The sequence below is a fragment of the Nitrobacter sp. TKz-YC01 genome (assembly GCF_047824785.1).
In the GTDB taxonomy this organism is placed as follows: domain Bacteria; phylum Pseudomonadota; class Alphaproteobacteria; order Rhizobiales; family Xanthobacteraceae; genus Nitrobacter.
In genome coordinates this window covers 3,394,731-3,409,567 of record NZ_CP181167.1, presented here as the reverse complement: position 1 = coordinate 3,409,567, position 14,837 = coordinate 3,394,731, and the positions used below count along the sequence as shown (strand labels likewise).

General features: G+C 64.0%; 17 protein-coding genes and 1 other RNA gene. 17 read left to right on the top strand and 1 reads right to left on the bottom strand.

The window, feature by feature from the left end:
- The first annotated feature begins 212 nt into the window (after nt 1–212).
- From ACMYR2_RS16305 to mgtE, 7 genes are all read left to right on the top strand, one after another.
- Entirely contained in the window at nt 213–548 is a 336-nt protein-coding gene (locus ACMYR2_RS16305; RefSeq protein WP_347264914.1) for a DUF4164 domain-containing protein, read from the top strand.
- The gene (locus tag ACMYR2_RS16300) at nt 545–928 is read left to right on the top strand and encodes a cell division protein ZapA (protein WP_347264915.1); all 384 of its coding nucleotides are present in this window, start codon (nt 545–547) and stop codon (nt 926–928) included. Before ACMYR2_RS16305 ends, ACMYR2_RS16300 begins: the two co-directional genes overlap by 4 nt.
- A gap of 124 nt (nt 929–1,052) precedes the next feature.
- Nucleotides 1,053–1,212: non-coding RNA, 6S RNA (ssrS, locus tag ACMYR2_RS16295), on the top strand.
- Nucleotides 1,213–1,417: 205 nt separating this feature from the next.
- Nucleotides 1,418–2,005 (top strand): 5-formyltetrahydrofolate cyclo-ligase, encoded by a 588-nt coding sequence (locus tag ACMYR2_RS16290; RefSeq protein ID WP_347264916.1) that lies wholly within the window; start codon nt 1,418–1,420, stop codon nt 2,003–2,005.
- A gap of 3 nt (nt 2,006–2,008) precedes the next feature.
- Entirely contained in the window at nt 2,009–2,830 is an 822-nt protein-coding gene (locus ACMYR2_RS16285) for a TIGR00282 family metallophosphoesterase (RefSeq protein WP_416193298.1), read from the top strand.
- Between the two features lie 179 nt (nt 2,831–3,009).
- Nucleotides 3,010–3,756 (top strand): YebC/PmpR family DNA-binding transcriptional regulator, encoded by a 747-nt coding sequence (locus tag ACMYR2_RS16280; protein ID WP_347264918.1) that lies wholly within the window; start codon nt 3,010–3,012, stop codon nt 3,754–3,756.
- A gap of 312 nt (nt 3,757–4,068) precedes the next feature.
- Nucleotides 4,069–5,439: a magnesium transporter gene (mgtE, locus tag ACMYR2_RS16275; protein WP_416193297.1), complete on the top strand. Its 1,371-nt coding sequence runs from the start codon at nt 4,069–4,071 to the stop codon at nt 5,437–5,439.
- A 63-nt stretch (nt 5,440–5,502) separates the two neighbouring features.
- Here mgtE and ACMYR2_RS16270 read toward each other — a convergent pair whose 3' ends face one another.
- A complete protein-coding gene (locus tag ACMYR2_RS16270) occupies nt 5,503–6,111 on the bottom strand; it encodes a hypothetical protein (RefSeq protein ID WP_347265403.1) in 609 nt (202 codons plus the stop codon).
- A 202-nt stretch (nt 6,112–6,313) separates the two neighbouring features.
- Between ACMYR2_RS16270 and ruvC the strand changes: the two genes are divergently transcribed.
- The 10 genes from ruvC to tolB all read left to right on the top strand — a co-directional run bounded on the left by ruvC (nt 6,314) and on the right by tolB (nt 14,705).
- Nucleotides 6,314–6,832, top strand: coding sequence for a crossover junction endodeoxyribonuclease RuvC (gene ruvC / locus ACMYR2_RS16265; RefSeq protein ID WP_347265402.1), 519 nt, complete (start codon nt 6,314–6,316; stop codon nt 6,830–6,832).
- Between the two features lie 25 nt (nt 6,833–6,857).
- Entirely contained in the window at nt 6,858–7,475 is a 618-nt protein-coding gene (gene ruvA / locus ACMYR2_RS16260; protein WP_347265401.1) for a Holliday junction branch migration protein RuvA, read from the top strand.
- Nucleotides 7,472–8,518 (top strand): Holliday junction branch migration DNA helicase RuvB, encoded by a 1,047-nt coding sequence (gene ruvB / locus ACMYR2_RS16255; protein ID WP_416193296.1) that lies wholly within the window; start codon nt 7,472–7,474, stop codon nt 8,516–8,518. The genes ruvA and ruvB overlap by 4 nt, the downstream gene beginning before the upstream one ends.
- Nucleotides 8,515–8,979, top strand: a complete 465-nt coding sequence (gene ybgC, locus ACMYR2_RS16250) for a tol-pal system-associated acyl-CoA thioesterase (RefSeq protein ID WP_347263478.1) — start codon at nt 8,515–8,517, stop codon at nt 8,977–8,979. Before ruvB ends, ybgC begins: the two co-directional genes overlap by 4 nt.
- Before the next feature lie 172 nt (nt 8,980–9,151).
- Nucleotides 9,152–9,865, top strand: a complete 714-nt coding sequence (locus tag ACMYR2_RS16245) for a TetR/AcrR family transcriptional regulator (protein ID WP_347263477.1) — start codon at nt 9,152–9,154, stop codon at nt 9,863–9,865.
- A gap of 268 nt (nt 9,866–10,133) precedes the next feature.
- Entirely contained in the window at nt 10,134–10,622 is a 489-nt protein-coding gene (locus tag ACMYR2_RS16240) for a DUF2852 domain-containing protein (protein ID WP_347263476.1), read from the top strand.
- 423 nt (nt 10,623–11,045) lie between these two features.
- Nucleotides 11,046–11,759, top strand: a complete 714-nt coding sequence (gene tolQ, locus ACMYR2_RS16235; RefSeq protein ID WP_011315919.1) for a protein TolQ — start codon at nt 11,046–11,048, stop codon at nt 11,757–11,759.
- A gap of 31 nt (nt 11,760–11,790) precedes the next feature.
- Nucleotides 11,791–12,246, top strand: coding sequence for a protein TolR (gene tolR, locus ACMYR2_RS16230; protein WP_347263475.1), 456 nt, complete (start codon nt 11,791–11,793; stop codon nt 12,244–12,246).
- Between the two features lie 2 nt (nt 12,247–12,248).
- The gene (gene tolA / locus ACMYR2_RS16225; RefSeq protein ID WP_416193295.1) at nt 12,249–13,310 is read left to right on the top strand and encodes a cell envelope integrity protein TolA; all 1,062 of its coding nucleotides are present in this window, start codon (nt 12,249–12,251) and stop codon (nt 13,308–13,310) included.
- A gap of 69 nt (nt 13,311–13,379) precedes the next feature.
- Nucleotides 13,380–14,705, top strand: coding sequence for a Tol-Pal system beta propeller repeat protein TolB (gene tolB / locus ACMYR2_RS16220; RefSeq protein WP_347263473.1), 1,326 nt, complete (start codon nt 13,380–13,382; stop codon nt 14,703–14,705).
- The last annotated feature ends 132 nt before the right edge of the window (nt 14,706–14,837 follow it).

Below are 14,837 nucleotides of genomic sequence, written 5' to 3'. Positions count from 1 at the left end.
TAGAAAGGACTGGCGTGCCGGGGGCATAGCACCTGCGTCGGCGGAGTCCAAGTGCCGGGGGGGACGCTGAGGGGGAGAATGTTTGTGGTGCATAGTTGTGCACCGGCGTTGCGCTGGCCTCGTCCGCCACGTAAATTTCGGTTCCTAAGGGCTTGCCGAGCCGCCGCTTTGTAGCCTGCCCGGCAGCCGGCCCAAAGGCGCGCAGGACGAACATGAACGACCAACCGGCCAATCGTTCCGCCAGTGCTGAACCGCCCAACGGTGGTGGGGGAACCGATATCGACGCCGCCACCCGGCGGCTGACGGCCGCGCTCGATGCGCTGGAACGGGCGGTGGAGCGGCGGCGTGACGCGGACCGCGACGAGGACGAACTGGCGAGCCGCATTCAGGCGCTGGGCGCGGATCGCTCCCGCCTTGCGGATGAACTCGACGGATCGCTGGTGCGCACGCGCAAGCTGGAGCGGACCAATCGTGAGATCGCCGAAAAGCTGGACGCGGCGATCGGCACCATCAGGTCCGTGCTCGAGGCGGCGGGAGAGAGGCCATGAGCCACGTCAACGTGACCATCAACAGCCGCCAGTACCGGATGGCCTGCGAGGATGGCCAGGAAGACCGGCTGCTGAAGCTCGCGGACGATCTGGAAAGCCGCATCGGCCAGTTGCGTGGCAAGTTCGGACAAATCGGAGACCAGCGGCTTGAGGTCATGGCGGCGCTGGTGACATCCGACGAACTGATGGATGCGCAGCAGCGCATCCGCGCGCTGGAGGAAGAGATCAAGGCATTGCGCGATGTGCGCGCCGCGGCCGCCGAGCGCGCCCGCGCGACGCAGACGGCGGTTGTCGCCGCGCTCAACATGGCGGCCCACCGGATCGAGAAGACCACGCAGGTGCTGAACCGCACCGTCGGCGGCGGCATCGCCATCGGGTGATCAACCCTATAAGGAAGTGAACCCTTCGGACAGACCGATGTCGTTCTGCACTCTCTTCTGGAGAGTAAGAAGTGGCAACTATCATCCACTGGCGCTTCGCATCCATCGGGCCTACATTGAGTTCGCGAGGCTGCGCCGCGCGTCAGGAGCCACTATCCCCGGGGCCTTATCGATCCTTAAGGGAACTGTCCCTGGCCGGGTCCGTGGATCCGGTCATATGGTGCCCACCTACTTTCGTAGGGAACTCCGGGATCGAGCGCTTCAACGGCGGTCGCGGCTTCGCGCATTTCCTTGCATATCCCACATGTCCCTGAAAGCTGCCACTATCTCAGGTCGTGCGGAAATCTGCTTTAGCGCATGATGACCGGGGCCGGAGCCGCGCCGGTTCTTCCCATAGCTTCGGTGATCTGTGACTTCGGTGATCCTGTTCTGGCGCGCTCCTCGGGCGAACTGATCTTCTTTGCTCGAAATACGTTATAAACGTTGTGCATGCCGATTTCCCCCGATGCTCCGCCCAAGGACGAGTTGCGCGCTGCCGCGCTGGCTCGCCGCGACGCCCTGAGCGCGGAGGATCGCGCCCGCGCGGCGGTTGCGCTCGCGGCGCGGATGCCGCCGCTCGATATAACGTCATCGACCGTCGTCGCCGGCTATGCGCCGATTCGCAACGAGATCGATCCCGTGCCGCTGATGCGGAGCCTTGCCGGGAAGGGCGCGGCGCTTGGGATGCCGGCGATCGCGGCGCGTGACGCCGCGCTGGTGTTTCGCGCGTGGATGCCCGGCGATGCGCTTGTTCGTGGGGCGTTGGGGACTTACGAGCCGCCCGCCAATGCCGTCGAGGTGGCGCCGGACATCGTGCTGGTGCCGCTGGCGGCGTTCGACCACGCCGGTCATCGCATCGGCTACGGCGCAGGCTATTACGACCGCACGCTCGAGGCGCTGCGGCGACGAAGGACCGTTACCGCGATCGGCCTTGCCTTTTCGGTGCAGGAGGTGCCGCGGGTGCCGGCAATGTCCCACGACGTCCGGCTCGATTATGTGCTAACCGAAACCGGCGTGTTCAGGTTCGGGAGCAAATAGGACGTGCGAATCCTTTTCATCGGCGATGTTGTCGGCAGGACCGGGCGCACCGCGATCAACGACTATCTTCCGGAACTCGTCACCGCATGGAAGCTCGATCTCGTGGTCGTCAACGGCGAGAACGCCGCGGGCGGTTTCGGCATCACCGAGGCGATCTATCAGGAATTGCTCGACGCCGGCGCCGATGCGATCACGCTGGGCAATCACGCCTGGAATCAGAAAGAGGCGCTGGTGTTCATCGAGCGCGCGCCACGGCTCGTCCGTCCGCTGAATTTCCCGCCGGGAACGCCGGGACGCGGTGCGGCGATGATCGACGCCAAGGATGGCCGCCGCGCGCTCGTCATCAACGCCATGGCGCGCATCTTCATGGAGCCCCTCAACGACCCCTTCCACGCCATCGAACGCGAACTCGACGCCTGCCGGCTTCGCGAGGCGGCGGACGCGATCGTCGTTGATTTCCACGGCGAAGCGACCAGCGAAAAGCAAAGCATGGGTTACTTCTGCGACGGCCGCGTCAGCCTGGTGGTGGGGACGCATACCCATGTGCCGACGGCGGATCATCGCATCCTGTCCGGCGGCACCGCCTACATGAGCGATGCCGGCATGACCGGCGATTATGACTCTGTGATCGGGATGCAGAAGGAGGAGCCGCTGCGCCGCTTCACCACGGGCATTCCGAGCAGCCGCTTCGAGCCGGCTGTGGGCGCTGCGACATTGAGCGGCGTCGCGGTCGAGACGGACGATGCGACCGGGCTTGCCCTCAAGATCGCTCCGGTGCGAATAGGCGGGCGGCTTGAGCGGGCGGAGCCTTCGTTCTGGAGGTAATCGCGCTTTTAGAACGTGTGGAACGTGATCTCCGGGCGCGCGATCATGCCGGGCGCTAACGGACCTAGTCTTTAATTTCGTCCGATCCCGTCTTATAACGCCGCGCCGCTTATGCCCTGTTGCCGAGCCGCCCGGCGCGCCGCCGCCGGGGCCGGCGGAATTTTGAAAGAGACCTGCCGATGGCCGGACATTCCCAGTTCAAGAACATCATGCACCGCAAGGGCCGGCAGGATGCTCAGAAGTCGAAGCTGTTCAGCAAGCTTGCGCGCGAGATCACGGTTGCCGCCAAGCTCGGGACGCCGGATCCGGCGATGAACCCGCGGCTGCGCGCGGCGGTGATCGCGGCGCGGGCGGAAAACATGCCCAAGGACAATATCGAGCGCGCGATCAAGAAGGCCAGCGGCAACGATGCCGAGAACTACGACGAGTTGCGCTACGAGGGCTACGGTCCGGGCGGCGTGGCGGTCATCATGGAAGTGCTGACCGACAATCGCAACCGCGCCGCCTCCGACATCCGTTCATACTTCACCAAATCCGGCGGCAATCTCGGGGAAACCGGCTCGGTCTCCTTCATGTTCGACCGGCTCGGCGTCATCGAATATGACGCGGACAAGGCGTCAGCCGACGACATGCTGGAAGCCGCCATCGAAGCCGGCGCCGACGATGTGGTGTCCGGCGAGGGCGGTCACGAAATCTATGCCGCGCAGGATACCTTTCGCGACGTCGCCAAGGCGCTCGAAAGCACGTTCGGCGAGGCGCGCAAGGTGGCTTTGATCTGGAGGCCGCAGAATACGATCGCCGTCGACGACAGCACCGGCGAGAAGCTGCTCAAGCTCATCGATCTTCTCAACGAGCATGACGACGTCCAGAACGTCTACGCCAACTTCGAGGTCTCCGACGCGCTGATCGCGAAGCTGGGCGGGTAGGCTTAACTATCGCGAACGGCTGATATCATCGGGTCCGGCGCAAGGCGGAGCATGACGGCAACCTGAACAGCCATTCTCGGTTCCTTCCACGCCTTTTTTCTTGACGTGGTCCGGCTGAAGGATCATGTCAGCGAAGCGGGATGTTGCAGCCCTGGTCGCACGCCCATCACGGGAACATCATACAAATGCCAAGCGACAGTCCAGGTACCTTGCAAGGTACCTCGCCACATACTTCGCCGACAGCGGCGCCGGTCTGAAAGCTTGATGAAGCTCGCCAGGCCTGCCGTTGCCGGCAGACCACGAAGGTGAGCTATGACGGATACCCACACCGCCGCAACGGACGGCGATCTCGATGTGTTCGCGCTGGCCTCGCGCCTGAGCGGCGGCCATGTCGCCGATAACGTCGAAATTCTCAACCAGCTCGAACCGCAGGACGCCGCGGCGGTTCTGGTGCTCCTGCCGGTCGATATTTCGATCGAGATTCTCGACAAGCCGGAGCTGAATTTCGGCCCCGAGATCGTTGTGGCGCTGCCGCGACAGACGGCGACCATCCTGCTGGCGGGCATGTCCGCCGACATGGCCGCGGACATCGTTCAGCAACTCGAGGAGCCGGCCCGCACCGAGTTGATGCAGGCTCTCGACGAGCCGACGCGCACGACCATCGAGGGTCTGCTCGTCTATCCGGAAAACACCGCCGGCGCGATGATGACCACCGAATTCGTCACCGTGCCCGCGACCTGGACGGCGGAGCGCACCTTGCAGCACATCCGCCAGGTCGAGCGGACCCGCGAGACCGTCTACGCCATCTATGTGCTGGACGCCTTCACCCGCCGTCTGGTCGGCGCGGTGTCGCTGCGGCGGCTGATCTCCGGCGAGCCTTCGGCCCGGATATCCGAACTTGCGCGCTCCCCGATCACCACCTCCCCGCTGACGGATCGCGAAGAGGTGGCGCGGCTGATCTCGCGTCACGACATGCTGGCGGTGCCTGTCGTGGACAAGGCGGGGCATGTCCTCGGCATCGTCACGGTCGACGACATCATCGACGCCATCATCGAGGAAAACACCGAGGACGCCCAGAAATTCGGCGGCATGGCCGCGACCGACCAGCCTTATCTGCAGATCGGGCTGCCGGGCATGATCCGCAAGCGCGGCGGCTGGCTTTGCGTGCTGTTTCTCGGCGAACTGCTCACCGCGAGCGCCATGCAGCACTTCGAGGGCGAGCTGGAAAAGGCCATCGTGCTGACCCTGTTCATCCCGCTGATCATGAGCTCCGGCGGCAACTCCGGCTCGCAGGCGACCTCGCTTCTGATCCGCGCGCTGGCGTTGCGCGAAGTGAAGCTCGGCGACTGGTGGCGCGTGGCGCTGCTCGAACTGCCGACGGGACTGATCCTCGGCGCCATGCTGGGCGCGATCGGGCTGGTCCGCGTGGTGGCGTGGCAGAAGCTCGGTATCTACGACTATGGCGAGCACTGGATGCTGGTGGGGTGGACCGTCGCGGCCGCCCTGATCGGCGTCGTGGTGTTCGGCTCGGTGGCGGGATCGATGCTCCCGTTCATGCTGCAAAGGTTCGGCTTCGACCCCGCCAGCGCGTCGGCGCCGCTGGTGGCCACGCTGGTCGATGTCACCGGGCTGATGATCTACTTCAGCGTCGCGCTGCTGATCCTGAGCGGGACATTATTATAGTCGGTCCGGTGTCCATCCTCGGGCGCAAGCCCGAGGACATGCCTCGCTCGAAAACGCTCCCGCTCATTGTTCCGCGATGCCCCGCGCGATTTCTTCCGCGGCCCTGGTGCTCACGCCGCCGATCGCCGGTTTGTCCTTGCCGCATGCGAACGATGGCGCCGCATCGGCCAGCGCATGCGCAGCCTCATTGGCGTTGGGATTCGCGCCCGCATCGACGGCGCCCATGACGCAGGCGGTGTCCGGCGCGATCCGGATCACGGCCAATACCTGGTCGCCGGCAACCGGCAGATCCTGTTTCTGGAACTTCATCCTGACGATCGCGGCATAAGGCTCGAACGCCTTGTCCTTGCCTGATCCGCGCCAGTTGACGGTCTGTCCGGCGGACCATGCTTGCGTCACCCAGATGATCTTTCGCGGTTGCCCTCCCTTCGGCCAGCGAAAGCCGATCCGCAGCCGGGTCCCGAGGGCGTTGACGAGCACCTGCGCGCCGCCGACGCCGGGACATGTCTTGAGTTGATCCTCCGCGTCCTCGGGCTCGTTGCCGATCGGAGCGAAGGTGCAGTCCTTGTTGGCGATGGACGTGAACCGGTTTTGCGCCGCGTTTGCTGAACTGGCCGAAGCCGCGATGCCGGCGATCGTCGTCAGGGCGAAAACGGCAACTGTGATCCGCATGGCGTCCCCTTCCGTCCGGTCTTGGCGCGGATGCGCCGCCCCCCTTGAGATTATCCCGGCCATCCTGTCTTCGCGCGGATCGCTGTTCAGCCGAACAGAAGATCAATGGATGAGCGGAAGGCGGGTACGGCTTTGTCGTTGCCGGAACCGGCAAGGTTCGACAAACCACGGCACTTTGCCCGGAAGCGCTATAATATACAGCATGATCCCGCCACCGATTCGCATTCTGGGCATTGATCCGGGTCTCCGCCGCACCGGCTGGGGCGTGCTCGACATTGACGGCAATCGCCTGATCTTCGTGGGCTGCGGTTCGGTCGAGACGCGCGAGCACATGGCGCTGGCGAGCCGGCTGCTGGCGATCCATGCCGGACTCGGCGCGGTGCTCGACCGATTCCGTCCCAGCGAGGCCGCGATCGAGCAGACCTTCGTCAACAAGGACGGCGTGGCCACGCTGAAGCTCGGGCAGGCGCGTGGCGTGGCCATGCTGGCGCCGGCGATGTTCGGCATCGCGGTGGCGGAGTATGCGCCCAATCAGGTGAAGAAGACCGTGGTCGGCGCCGGCCATGCCGACAAGACCCAGATCCAGGCGATGCTGAAAATCCTGCTGCCGAAAGCGGATCCGGCAAGTGCCGACGCGGCCGACGCGCTCGCTATCGCCATCACCCACGCGCATCACCGCAAGAGCGCGGCGCTCGCGGCGCGGATGAAGGCGGCGGGATGAGCGAGAGAGGCGAGAAAGCCATTTCATGATCGGCAAGCTCAAGGGCATCATCGATTCCTATGGCGATGATTACGTGATCCTCGATGTCGGCGGCGTCGGCTATCAGGTGCATTGCGCCTCGCGCACGCTGCAGGCGCTGCCGTCGCCGGGCCAGGCCGCGGTGCTGTCGATCGAGACCTATGTGCGCGAGGACCAGATAAAGCTGTTCGGCTTTCGCACAGACCATGAGCGCGAATGGTTTCGTCTGCTGCAGACGGTGCAGGGCGTTGGGGCGCGGGTGGCGCTGGCGGTGCTCGGCACCTTGTCCCCCGCCGATCTCGCGAGCGCCGTCGCCTTGCGTGACAAGGCGTCGGTGGCGCGCACTCCGGGCGTCGGCCCGAAAGTGGCCGAGCGCATCGTCACCGAACTGAAGGATAAAGCGCCGTCCTTCGCGAACGTCGATCCTGCGGCGGTCCATCTTGCGGGCGCCATCGATGACCAGCGCGCGCCGCGCCCGGTGACCGAAGCGATTTCGGCGCTGGTCAATCTCGGCTACGGTCAGCCGCAGGCGACCGCGGCGATCGCGGCCGCAGCGCGCGGCGCGGGTGAAAACGCGGAGACCGCGCAACTGATCCGGCTCGGCTTGAAGGAATTGTCGAAGTGAGTGAGGCGTCCCGCATCGTCACGCCCGAGCGCCACGCTGACGATGTGGGCGACACCGCGCTGCGGCCGCAGAAGCTGTCCGAGTTCATCGGTCAACGCCAGGCGCGCGCCAACCTGCAGATATTCATCGACGCGGCTCGAAAACGAGAAGAGGCGCTCGATCATGTGCTGTTCGTCGGTCCCCCCGGTCTGGGGAAGACCACGCTGGCGCAGATCGTCGCGCGCGAACTCGGCGTCGGCTTTCGCGCGACATCCGGTCCGGTGATCGCCAAGGCCGGCGATCTCGCGGCGCTGCTGACCAATCTCGAAGAGCGTGACGTTCTGTTCATCGACGAGATTCATCGCCTCTCTCCCTCGGTTGAGGAAGTGCTGTATCCGGCGATGGAGGATTTCCAGCTCGACCTCATCATCGGTGAGGGTCCGGCGGCGCGTTCGGTGAAGATCGAGCTGGCGAAGTTCACGCTGGTCGGCGCCACCACGCGCGCCGGCCTTCTCACCAATCCGCTTCGCGACCGCTTCGGGATTCCGGTGCGGCTGAATTTCTATACCGAGGATGAGCTGGAGAAGATCGTCAGCCGCGGCGCGCGTGTTCTCGATGTCGGCATGACGGCGGACGGCGCCAACGAGATCGCCCGCCGCGCGCGGGGCACGCCGCGCATCGCCGGCCGGCTGCTGCGCCGGGTGCGCGACTTCGCCGAGGCCGCCGATGCGGCGGCGATCGACCGCGCGGTCGCCGATCACGCGCTCGGCGCGCTCGAAGTCGATGCGGCGGGGCTCGACGCGATGGATCGCCGTTACCTCACCACCATCGCGCTGAGCTACAGCGGTGGGCCCGTGGGCGTGGAAACCATGGCGGCGGCGTTGTCGGAGCCGCGCGACGCCATCGAGGACATCATCGAGCCGTATCTGATCCAGTGCGGCTATCTGCAACGCACCCCGCGCGGACGGCTGCTCACCTCGCACGCCTTCCGCCATCTCGGCCTGACTGAGCCCTCGCGCGATCCGGCGCAGTCCGGATTGTTCGGGCAGGACGACGATCAATGAATGCGCCGTCGCAGACCAGTCCTCTCGACGGCGCGATTGTCGACGGCCGCCATCATATGCAGGTTCGCGTGTACTACGAGGACACGGACTTCTCCGGGCTGGTCTATCACGCCAACTATCTGCGTTTCATGGAGCGCGGGCGCAGCAACTATCTGCGGTTGCTCGGCGCCGACCAGCGCGCGTTGTTCGCGGAGGCCGAAAGCGAAGCGCCGGGCTTTGCCTTCGTGGTGCGTTCGATGCAGCTCGATTTCCTTAAGCCCGCTCACATGGACGACATCCTCGACATCGTCACGCGGCCGCTGGAGGTTCGCGGGGCCTCGATCACGCTGCATCAGGAGGTGAAGCGCGGTGAGGCGTTGTTGCTGGACGCGAGGGTGAGGGTGGCGTTCATATCCGAAGGGCGGGCGAAGCCGATACCCAAGCCGCTGCGCATCGCGATGAAGGCGGATCAAGCCCGATAGTCGGATAGTCGGCCCTCACCGGCCGATCTTCTGCGAGCCCGTCCCACTCGTTTGGCGCGCGGGGTTCGCCGGCCGCTTGTGGATTCGTGACGCCGGATTTCGCCCGGCTGCTTGCAGCGAGGCAGGATGAAACGAGTGGCGTTTCTCCCGTGCTCATGTAAAAACCATTCACATGAGTTGGCGCAAGGATCATCGCCGCACGGAGCGGGGCTACCATCACGGCAATCTGAAAGAAGCCCTGCTGCAGGCGGCTCTCGGACTGATCGCCGAGAAAGGCGCGGCGGGTTTCACCTTCGCCGATGCGGCGCGTTCGGCGGGCGTCAGTCCGGCGGCGCCGTACCGGCACTTTCGCGATCGTGATGAACTGCTGGCCAGCATAGCGCAACGTGGTTTTGAGCAGTTTGAAGCGGTGCTGACCAGGGCCTGGGATGACGGCCGCCCGGATACCGTCAGCGCGTTCGAGCGCGTCGGCCGCGCCTATCTCGCTTTCGCCCGCAACGAGCCGGCCTACTACTCGGCGATGTTCGAATCCGGGCTGCCGACCGATGTCAATCCGATGCTGACGGCCGCGAGCGAGCGTGCCTTCAGCGTCATTCGCGCCGCGGCGGAACGACTGGCCGCGCTGACACCGCCGGGCGTCGCGCGACCGCCGGCCCTGATGATGGCGTTGCACATCTGGTCAATGTCGCATGGCATCGCTTCCCTGTTTGGCCGCGGCGATGCGGCGCGCCGCAAGATGCCGATGTCCGCCGAAGATCTGCTCGAAGCCGGCGTGCTGATTTATCTGCGCGGGCTCGGCTTTCCGACCGACCGCAGGTCGCCCGAGGATCCGAACGCTTCGACCGGGCGGCCGCGGGGGCCTTGGGATCAAAAGTCCGCGACCTGAACAACCGATTCAGCGGTGCGCCGTCCGGAAGCGGATTCATCTCGCGCCGCCGACGAGCGGCCAACAGCCTCTGATGGATGGTTTTTTTGATTTGCGTGCCTGACACGAGGCGCTTTCAAATGTGATGAGGCGTCACAATCTGGAACCGTGCGGCCGGTAATGCCCGATATTTCCGGGCAAAGTCGCGCTTGACAAAAGCCTCGGGTCGCCTACCTATGTAAATGTTATTTACATTCACGCGGCATGACGCCGTTCATGGAGAAGGCCCATGGCCCACACCGCTGACTACGATCGCTGGAATGGTCCCAACACCGCGCGGGGCCAAGGCCAGTATCCATCTTCCCGCTTCACGGATGTTCCCTGGCATCCGTTCCGCATTGTTCTGATCGTGCTCGGCTTCATGGTGTGGTGGCCGATTGGTGTCGCGATTCTTCTCTACACACTATGGAGCAGAAAAATGGGCTGCTGGAACGCCGATCGAATGCAATACAAGATGGACCGGATGCGCCATAACATGGAGCGCTGCGGTTTTGGCTTCCGCGGTTTCAACGCGCCATCCAGCGGCAACCGCGCCTTCGACGAATATCGCATGGAGACGCTGCGTCGGCTTGAAGATGAGCAGAAGGAGTTCAAGAATTTTCTCGAACGCCTTCGTCACGCCAAGGACAAGGAAGAGTTCGATGCGTTCATGGCGCAGCATCGCACCCAGCCGACCCCGCCGAACGACAGGCCGCAAGAAAGGCCGCAGGACCAGTAGGTTCTTATGGTCATCGGAAAACATTCCGACCCGAGGGCAGGGTCTTAAACTGCCCGGCTCCCGCCGTCGATCCGAAAGCCCGCCTGTCCCCCAGGCGGGCTTTCTTCATCTGTGCCTGCTGGGCAAGGCCCACGGGTGAGCAAGGATTGAAACCCAGAGCAATTTCAAAGTCGCGGTTCTTCTTTGGTAACCTGGTCTTAACTATGATTAGCGTTTGGTTACGGGCGTAAAGGTGCGCCGTTAGCCCTCGTTTTGACACGTTGGCAGGGGATGCAAGCTGCGGCTTTGGACGGGCCCCCCAAGTGACTCAACCGGCTTTCGCGTGGCGCTGGCACGCCGCGTGCGCTTCGTGGCCGCGAAACCGGCGGCGGAGATCACGCCCCGCGTCGATCGAGGATACCTTGCGTTGAGAGGAAACTGTTCATGAATCCGGCCGACGTGGCGCAGTCAGCCTTGCCCCTGGCCTCAGCCGACGTGTCGCTGATCACGCTTTTTTTCCACGCTCACTGGATCGTGAAAGCGGTCATGCTCGGCTTGCTGGCCTGCTCGGTGTGGGTGTGGGCAATCGCGATCGACAAGACATTTCTTTATGCCCGCACCAAGCGCGCGATGGACCGCTTCGAGCAGGCTTTCTGGTCGGGGGAGTCGATCGAGGACCTGTACCGGGCATTATCGGCCAAACCGACGCAGTCGATGGCGGCGTGTTTCGTCGCGGCGATGCGCGAGTGGAAACGGTCTTTCGAAAGTCAGGCGCGCTCGATCGCCGGGCTCCAGATGCGGATCGAGAAAGTGATGAACGTTTCCATCGCGCGGGAGGTCGAACGGCTGGAACGGCGCCTGCTGGTGCTGGCGACGGTGGGCTCGGCCGGTCCTTTCGTCGGCCTGTTCGGCACCGTGTGGGGCATCATGTCGAGCTTCCAGTCGATTGCCGCGTCGAAGAATACCTCGCTCGCGGTGGTGGCGCCGGGCATCGCCGAAGCGCTGTTCGCAACGGCAATCGGCCTTATCGCCGCCATTCCCGCGACTATTTTCTACAATAAGTTCACGGCGGAAGTGAATCGTCAGGCCCAGCGCCTGGAGGGTTTCGCCGACGAGTTTTCCGCGATCCTCTCGCGTCAGATCGACGAGCGGGCGTGAGGTCGGGCGGCATGGAAGCGGGCGGTCCATCATGGCTATGAATTCGGCAGCTCCTTCCTCCGGCGGGGGCGGACGGCGGGGGCGGCGGCGGTCACAGCCGATGGCCGAAATCAACGTCACGCCGATGGTCGACGTCATGCTGGTGCTGCTGATCATCTTCATGGTGTCCGCGCCGCTTTTGACGGTCGGCGTGCCGCTCGATCTGCCACAGACCCAGGCCAAGAGCCTGGAGCAGGACAAGACGCCGTTGCAGTTGTCGGTCGATGTTCAGGGGCGGATTTTCATCAACGACACCGAAGTGACGATGGAAGAACTGGTTCCGAAACTGACGGCGATCACCGATGCGCGCGGCGGTCTTGATGAGCGCATCTTCATGCGTGCCGACAAGAAGGCTGACTACGGCACGGTGGCGCGGGTGATGGGCCGGCTGTCGGGCGCCGGCTTCAAGCGCCTGGCGCTGGTCACCGAAGTGGAGCAGGGATCGTAAGGTTGAGGGTCAAGGTCGACAAGACGTTGGCGGCGTCGGTTGCCCTGCACGTCCTCGTGATCGGGTGGGGGCTGGTGTCGTTTTCGTCGAAGGCTTTCGAATCGGTACCGGAGGAATCCCTGCCGGTCGACATCGTCTCCGCCGATCAGCTTGCCCACGTCACGGCAGGCATGAAGACCGGCAAGAAAGAAAATCCGAAGCCCCTGGTTGAGAAGGTTGCGGAGCCCACGCCGCCGCCGGAGGACACTGTCGGCAAGATTGACGAAAAGAAGCCGCCGGTCGTGACCGACGTGGCGCCCAAGGAACAACCGAAACCTGACGACAAGGCCGCTGCCGAGGCCGCAGCAGCAGCGGCGAAGGCCGAGGCGGCAGCCAAAGCGGCGGATGCGAAAGCCCAAGCAGAGGCCGCGAAGGCTGAGGCGGAAGCCGTAGCGGAGGCTCAGGCTAAAGCTAAAGCTAAAGCCGAGGCCAAGGCGAAAGCAAAAGCAAAAGCCGAGGCAAAGGCCAAGGCGGATGCGAAAGCCAAAGCAGAGGCCAAGGCCAAAGCAGAGGCCAAGGCCAAAGCCGAGGCGAAAGCCAAGGCCGAGGAAAAGGCAAAGGCTGAAGCCGATGCGAAAGCCCAGGCGGAGGCGAAGAGGGCCGAGCGCGTGTTCGACCAGTCAAAGATAGCGGCGCTGCTCGACAAGCGCGATCCCAGCCGTCATTCTGTCGCCGGCGATACGTTGAATGCGAATGCCGCGCTGGGATTGGCCCACGGCAAGGCGGCGGACAACTCCGCGACCTGGGGTTCGATGTTCAAGTCTCAGGTCGAACGCTGCTGGAAGAAGCCCTATGGCGGGCTTGAAGCCCAGATGACCGAGGCGATCTTCAGCATCAAGCTGAAGCGCGACGGCACGCTGGAGGCCACGCCGACGGCTATCAGCAACCCGACAACGCCGTACTTCCGCGTCTATCAGGAGAGCGCGCTGCGCGCGATCATTCAATGCCAGCCCTACAAGCTGCCCGCGGCTTATTTCGATGAATGGAAATTTTTCGAACCCGTCTTCACGGAACGAAAACTATAAGCGCGCCGCGGCGAACGTGGCGGAAAAGAAAAAGTCTGACTGATGATTGAGAGAAATGGATTGCAGAGAATGCCGTTCCGCCTGAACCGCCGACACATGATTTCCGGGATGGCATCGGCTGCCGTGTTGCTGGGCAGCCGGCAGGCCGTGGGCCAGGCGCGGGTCCAGATCACCGAAGGCAACGTCGCGCCGCTTCCGATCGCCATCCCGAACTTCGTGGGAGGCACGCCGTCGGACAACGAGGTCGGCGCCGGCGTCGCCAAGGTCATCACCAACAACCTCAAGCGCAGTGGATTATTCGCGCCGATCGACCAGGCCGCGTATATCGAGAAGATCACCAACATCGATGTGCCGCCGCAGTTCGACAACTGGAAAACCATCAACGCGCAGGCGCTGGTGACCGGACGCATGACGCGTCAGGGAGACGGGCGGCTCAAGGCCGAGTTTCGCCTGTGGGATGTCGCCACCGGGCAGCAGCTCGCCGGCCAGCAGTATTTTACGTCGCCGGAGTACTGGCGGCGCATCGCGCACATCATCTCCGATCAGATTTACGAACGCCTGACCGGCGAGAAGGGTTATTTCGACAGCCGCGTGGTGTTCGTCGACGAGAGCGGGTCGTCGCAGCGCCGCGTCAAGCGCCTGGCCCTGATGGATCAGGACGGCGCCAACGTGCGCTATCTCACGCGCGGCGCGGACCTCGTGATCACGCCGCGCTTTTCTCCGTCGACCCAGGAAGTCACCTACATGGAGTTCGGGCAGGGCGATCCCCGGGTCTATCTCTTCAACATCGAAACCGGACAGCGCGAAATCGTCGGCAACTTCCCCGGCATGTCGTTCTCGCCGCGTTTCGCGCCGGATGGTCAACGCATCATCATGAGTCTGCAGCAGGGCGGAAACTCGAACCTGTTCGTGATGGACCTGCGCTCGAAGTCGACGACACGTCTGACCGACACGCCGGCGATCGACACCTCGCCCTCCTATTCGCCGGACGGCGCCCGGATCTGTTTCGAGTCGGATCGCGGCGGCAAGCCGCAGATTTATGTGATGGGAGCGACCGGCGGCGGGGCGCAACGCATCTCGTTCGGGGAGGGCTCCTATTCGACACCGGTCTGGTCGCCCCGGGGTGATTACATCGCCTTCACCAAACAGGGCGGAGGCCAGTTTTCCATCGGCATCATCAAGCCGGACGGTTCCGGCGAACGCATCCTGACGTCGGGATTTCACAACGAGGGTCCGACCTTCGCGCCCAATGGCCGTGTCCTGATGTTCTTCCGCGACCCCGGCGGTAACAGCGGACCATCGCTCTATACGATCGATGTCTCCGGCCGCAATGAGTTGAAAGTTCCCACGCCCGGTTTCGCGTCCGATCCGGCATGGTCGCCGCTGCTCTCCTAGGGCCTTTGCGCTTCTGATGGAATCGGAATCGCAAGCCGGGCAAGAACCAATCATTCAGACGTGATCCGGATAACTCGCTGATTCACGCGAAAAATCCCACTTTCGATGATCGGTTCAACGTCTCGCTAACGA

What these genes read in the sequence shown, in the direction of transcription:
- ybgC (WP_347263478.1), top strand. Translation starts at nt 8,515, where the DNA reads ATGAATGCGCCGTCGCAGACCAGTCCTCTCGACGGCGCGATTGTCGAC.
- mgtE (WP_416193297.1), top strand. Translation starts at nt 4,069, where the DNA reads ATGACGGATACCCACACCGCCGCAACGGACGGCGATCTCGATGTGTTC.
- ACMYR2_RS16240 (WP_347263476.1), top strand. Translation starts at nt 10,134, where the DNA reads ATGGCCCACACCGCTGACTACGATCGCTGGAATGGTCCCAACACCGCG.
- tolR (WP_347263475.1), top strand. Translation starts at nt 11,791, where the DNA reads ATGGCTATGAATTCGGCAGCTCCTTCCTCCGGCGGGGGCGGACGGCGG.
- ruvC (WP_347265402.1), top strand. Translation starts at nt 6,314, where the DNA reads ATGATCCCGCCACCGATTCGCATTCTGGGCATTGATCCGGGTCTCCGC.
- tolQ (WP_011315919.1), top strand. Translation starts at nt 11,046, where the DNA reads ATGAATCCGGCCGACGTGGCGCAGTCAGCCTTGCCCCTGGCCTCAGCC.
- ACMYR2_RS16305 (WP_347264914.1), top strand. Translation starts at nt 213, where the DNA reads ATGAACGACCAACCGGCCAATCGTTCCGCCAGTGCTGAACCGCCCAAC.
- ACMYR2_RS16280 (WP_347264918.1), top strand. Translation starts at nt 3,010, where the DNA reads ATGGCCGGACATTCCCAGTTCAAGAACATCATGCACCGCAAGGGCCGG.
- ruvA (WP_347265401.1), top strand. Translation starts at nt 6,858, where the DNA reads ATGATCGGCAAGCTCAAGGGCATCATCGATTCCTATGGCGATGATTAC.
- tolB (WP_347263473.1), top strand. Translation starts at nt 13,380, where the DNA reads ATGCCGTTCCGCCTGAACCGCCGACACATGATTTCCGGGATGGCATCG.
- ACMYR2_RS16270 (WP_347265403.1), bottom strand. Translation starts at nt 6,111, where the DNA reads ATGCGGATCACAGTTGCCGTTTTCGCCCTGACGACGATCGCCGGCATC.
- ACMYR2_RS16300 (WP_347264915.1), top strand. Translation starts at nt 545, where the DNA reads ATGAGCCACGTCAACGTGACCATCAACAGCCGCCAGTACCGGATGGCC.
- ACMYR2_RS16290 (WP_347264916.1), top strand. Translation starts at nt 1,418, where the DNA reads ATGCCGATTTCCCCCGATGCTCCGCCCAAGGACGAGTTGCGCGCTGCC.
- ACMYR2_RS16245 (WP_347263477.1), top strand. Translation starts at nt 9,152, where the DNA reads ATGAGTTGGCGCAAGGATCATCGCCGCACGGAGCGGGGCTACCATCAC.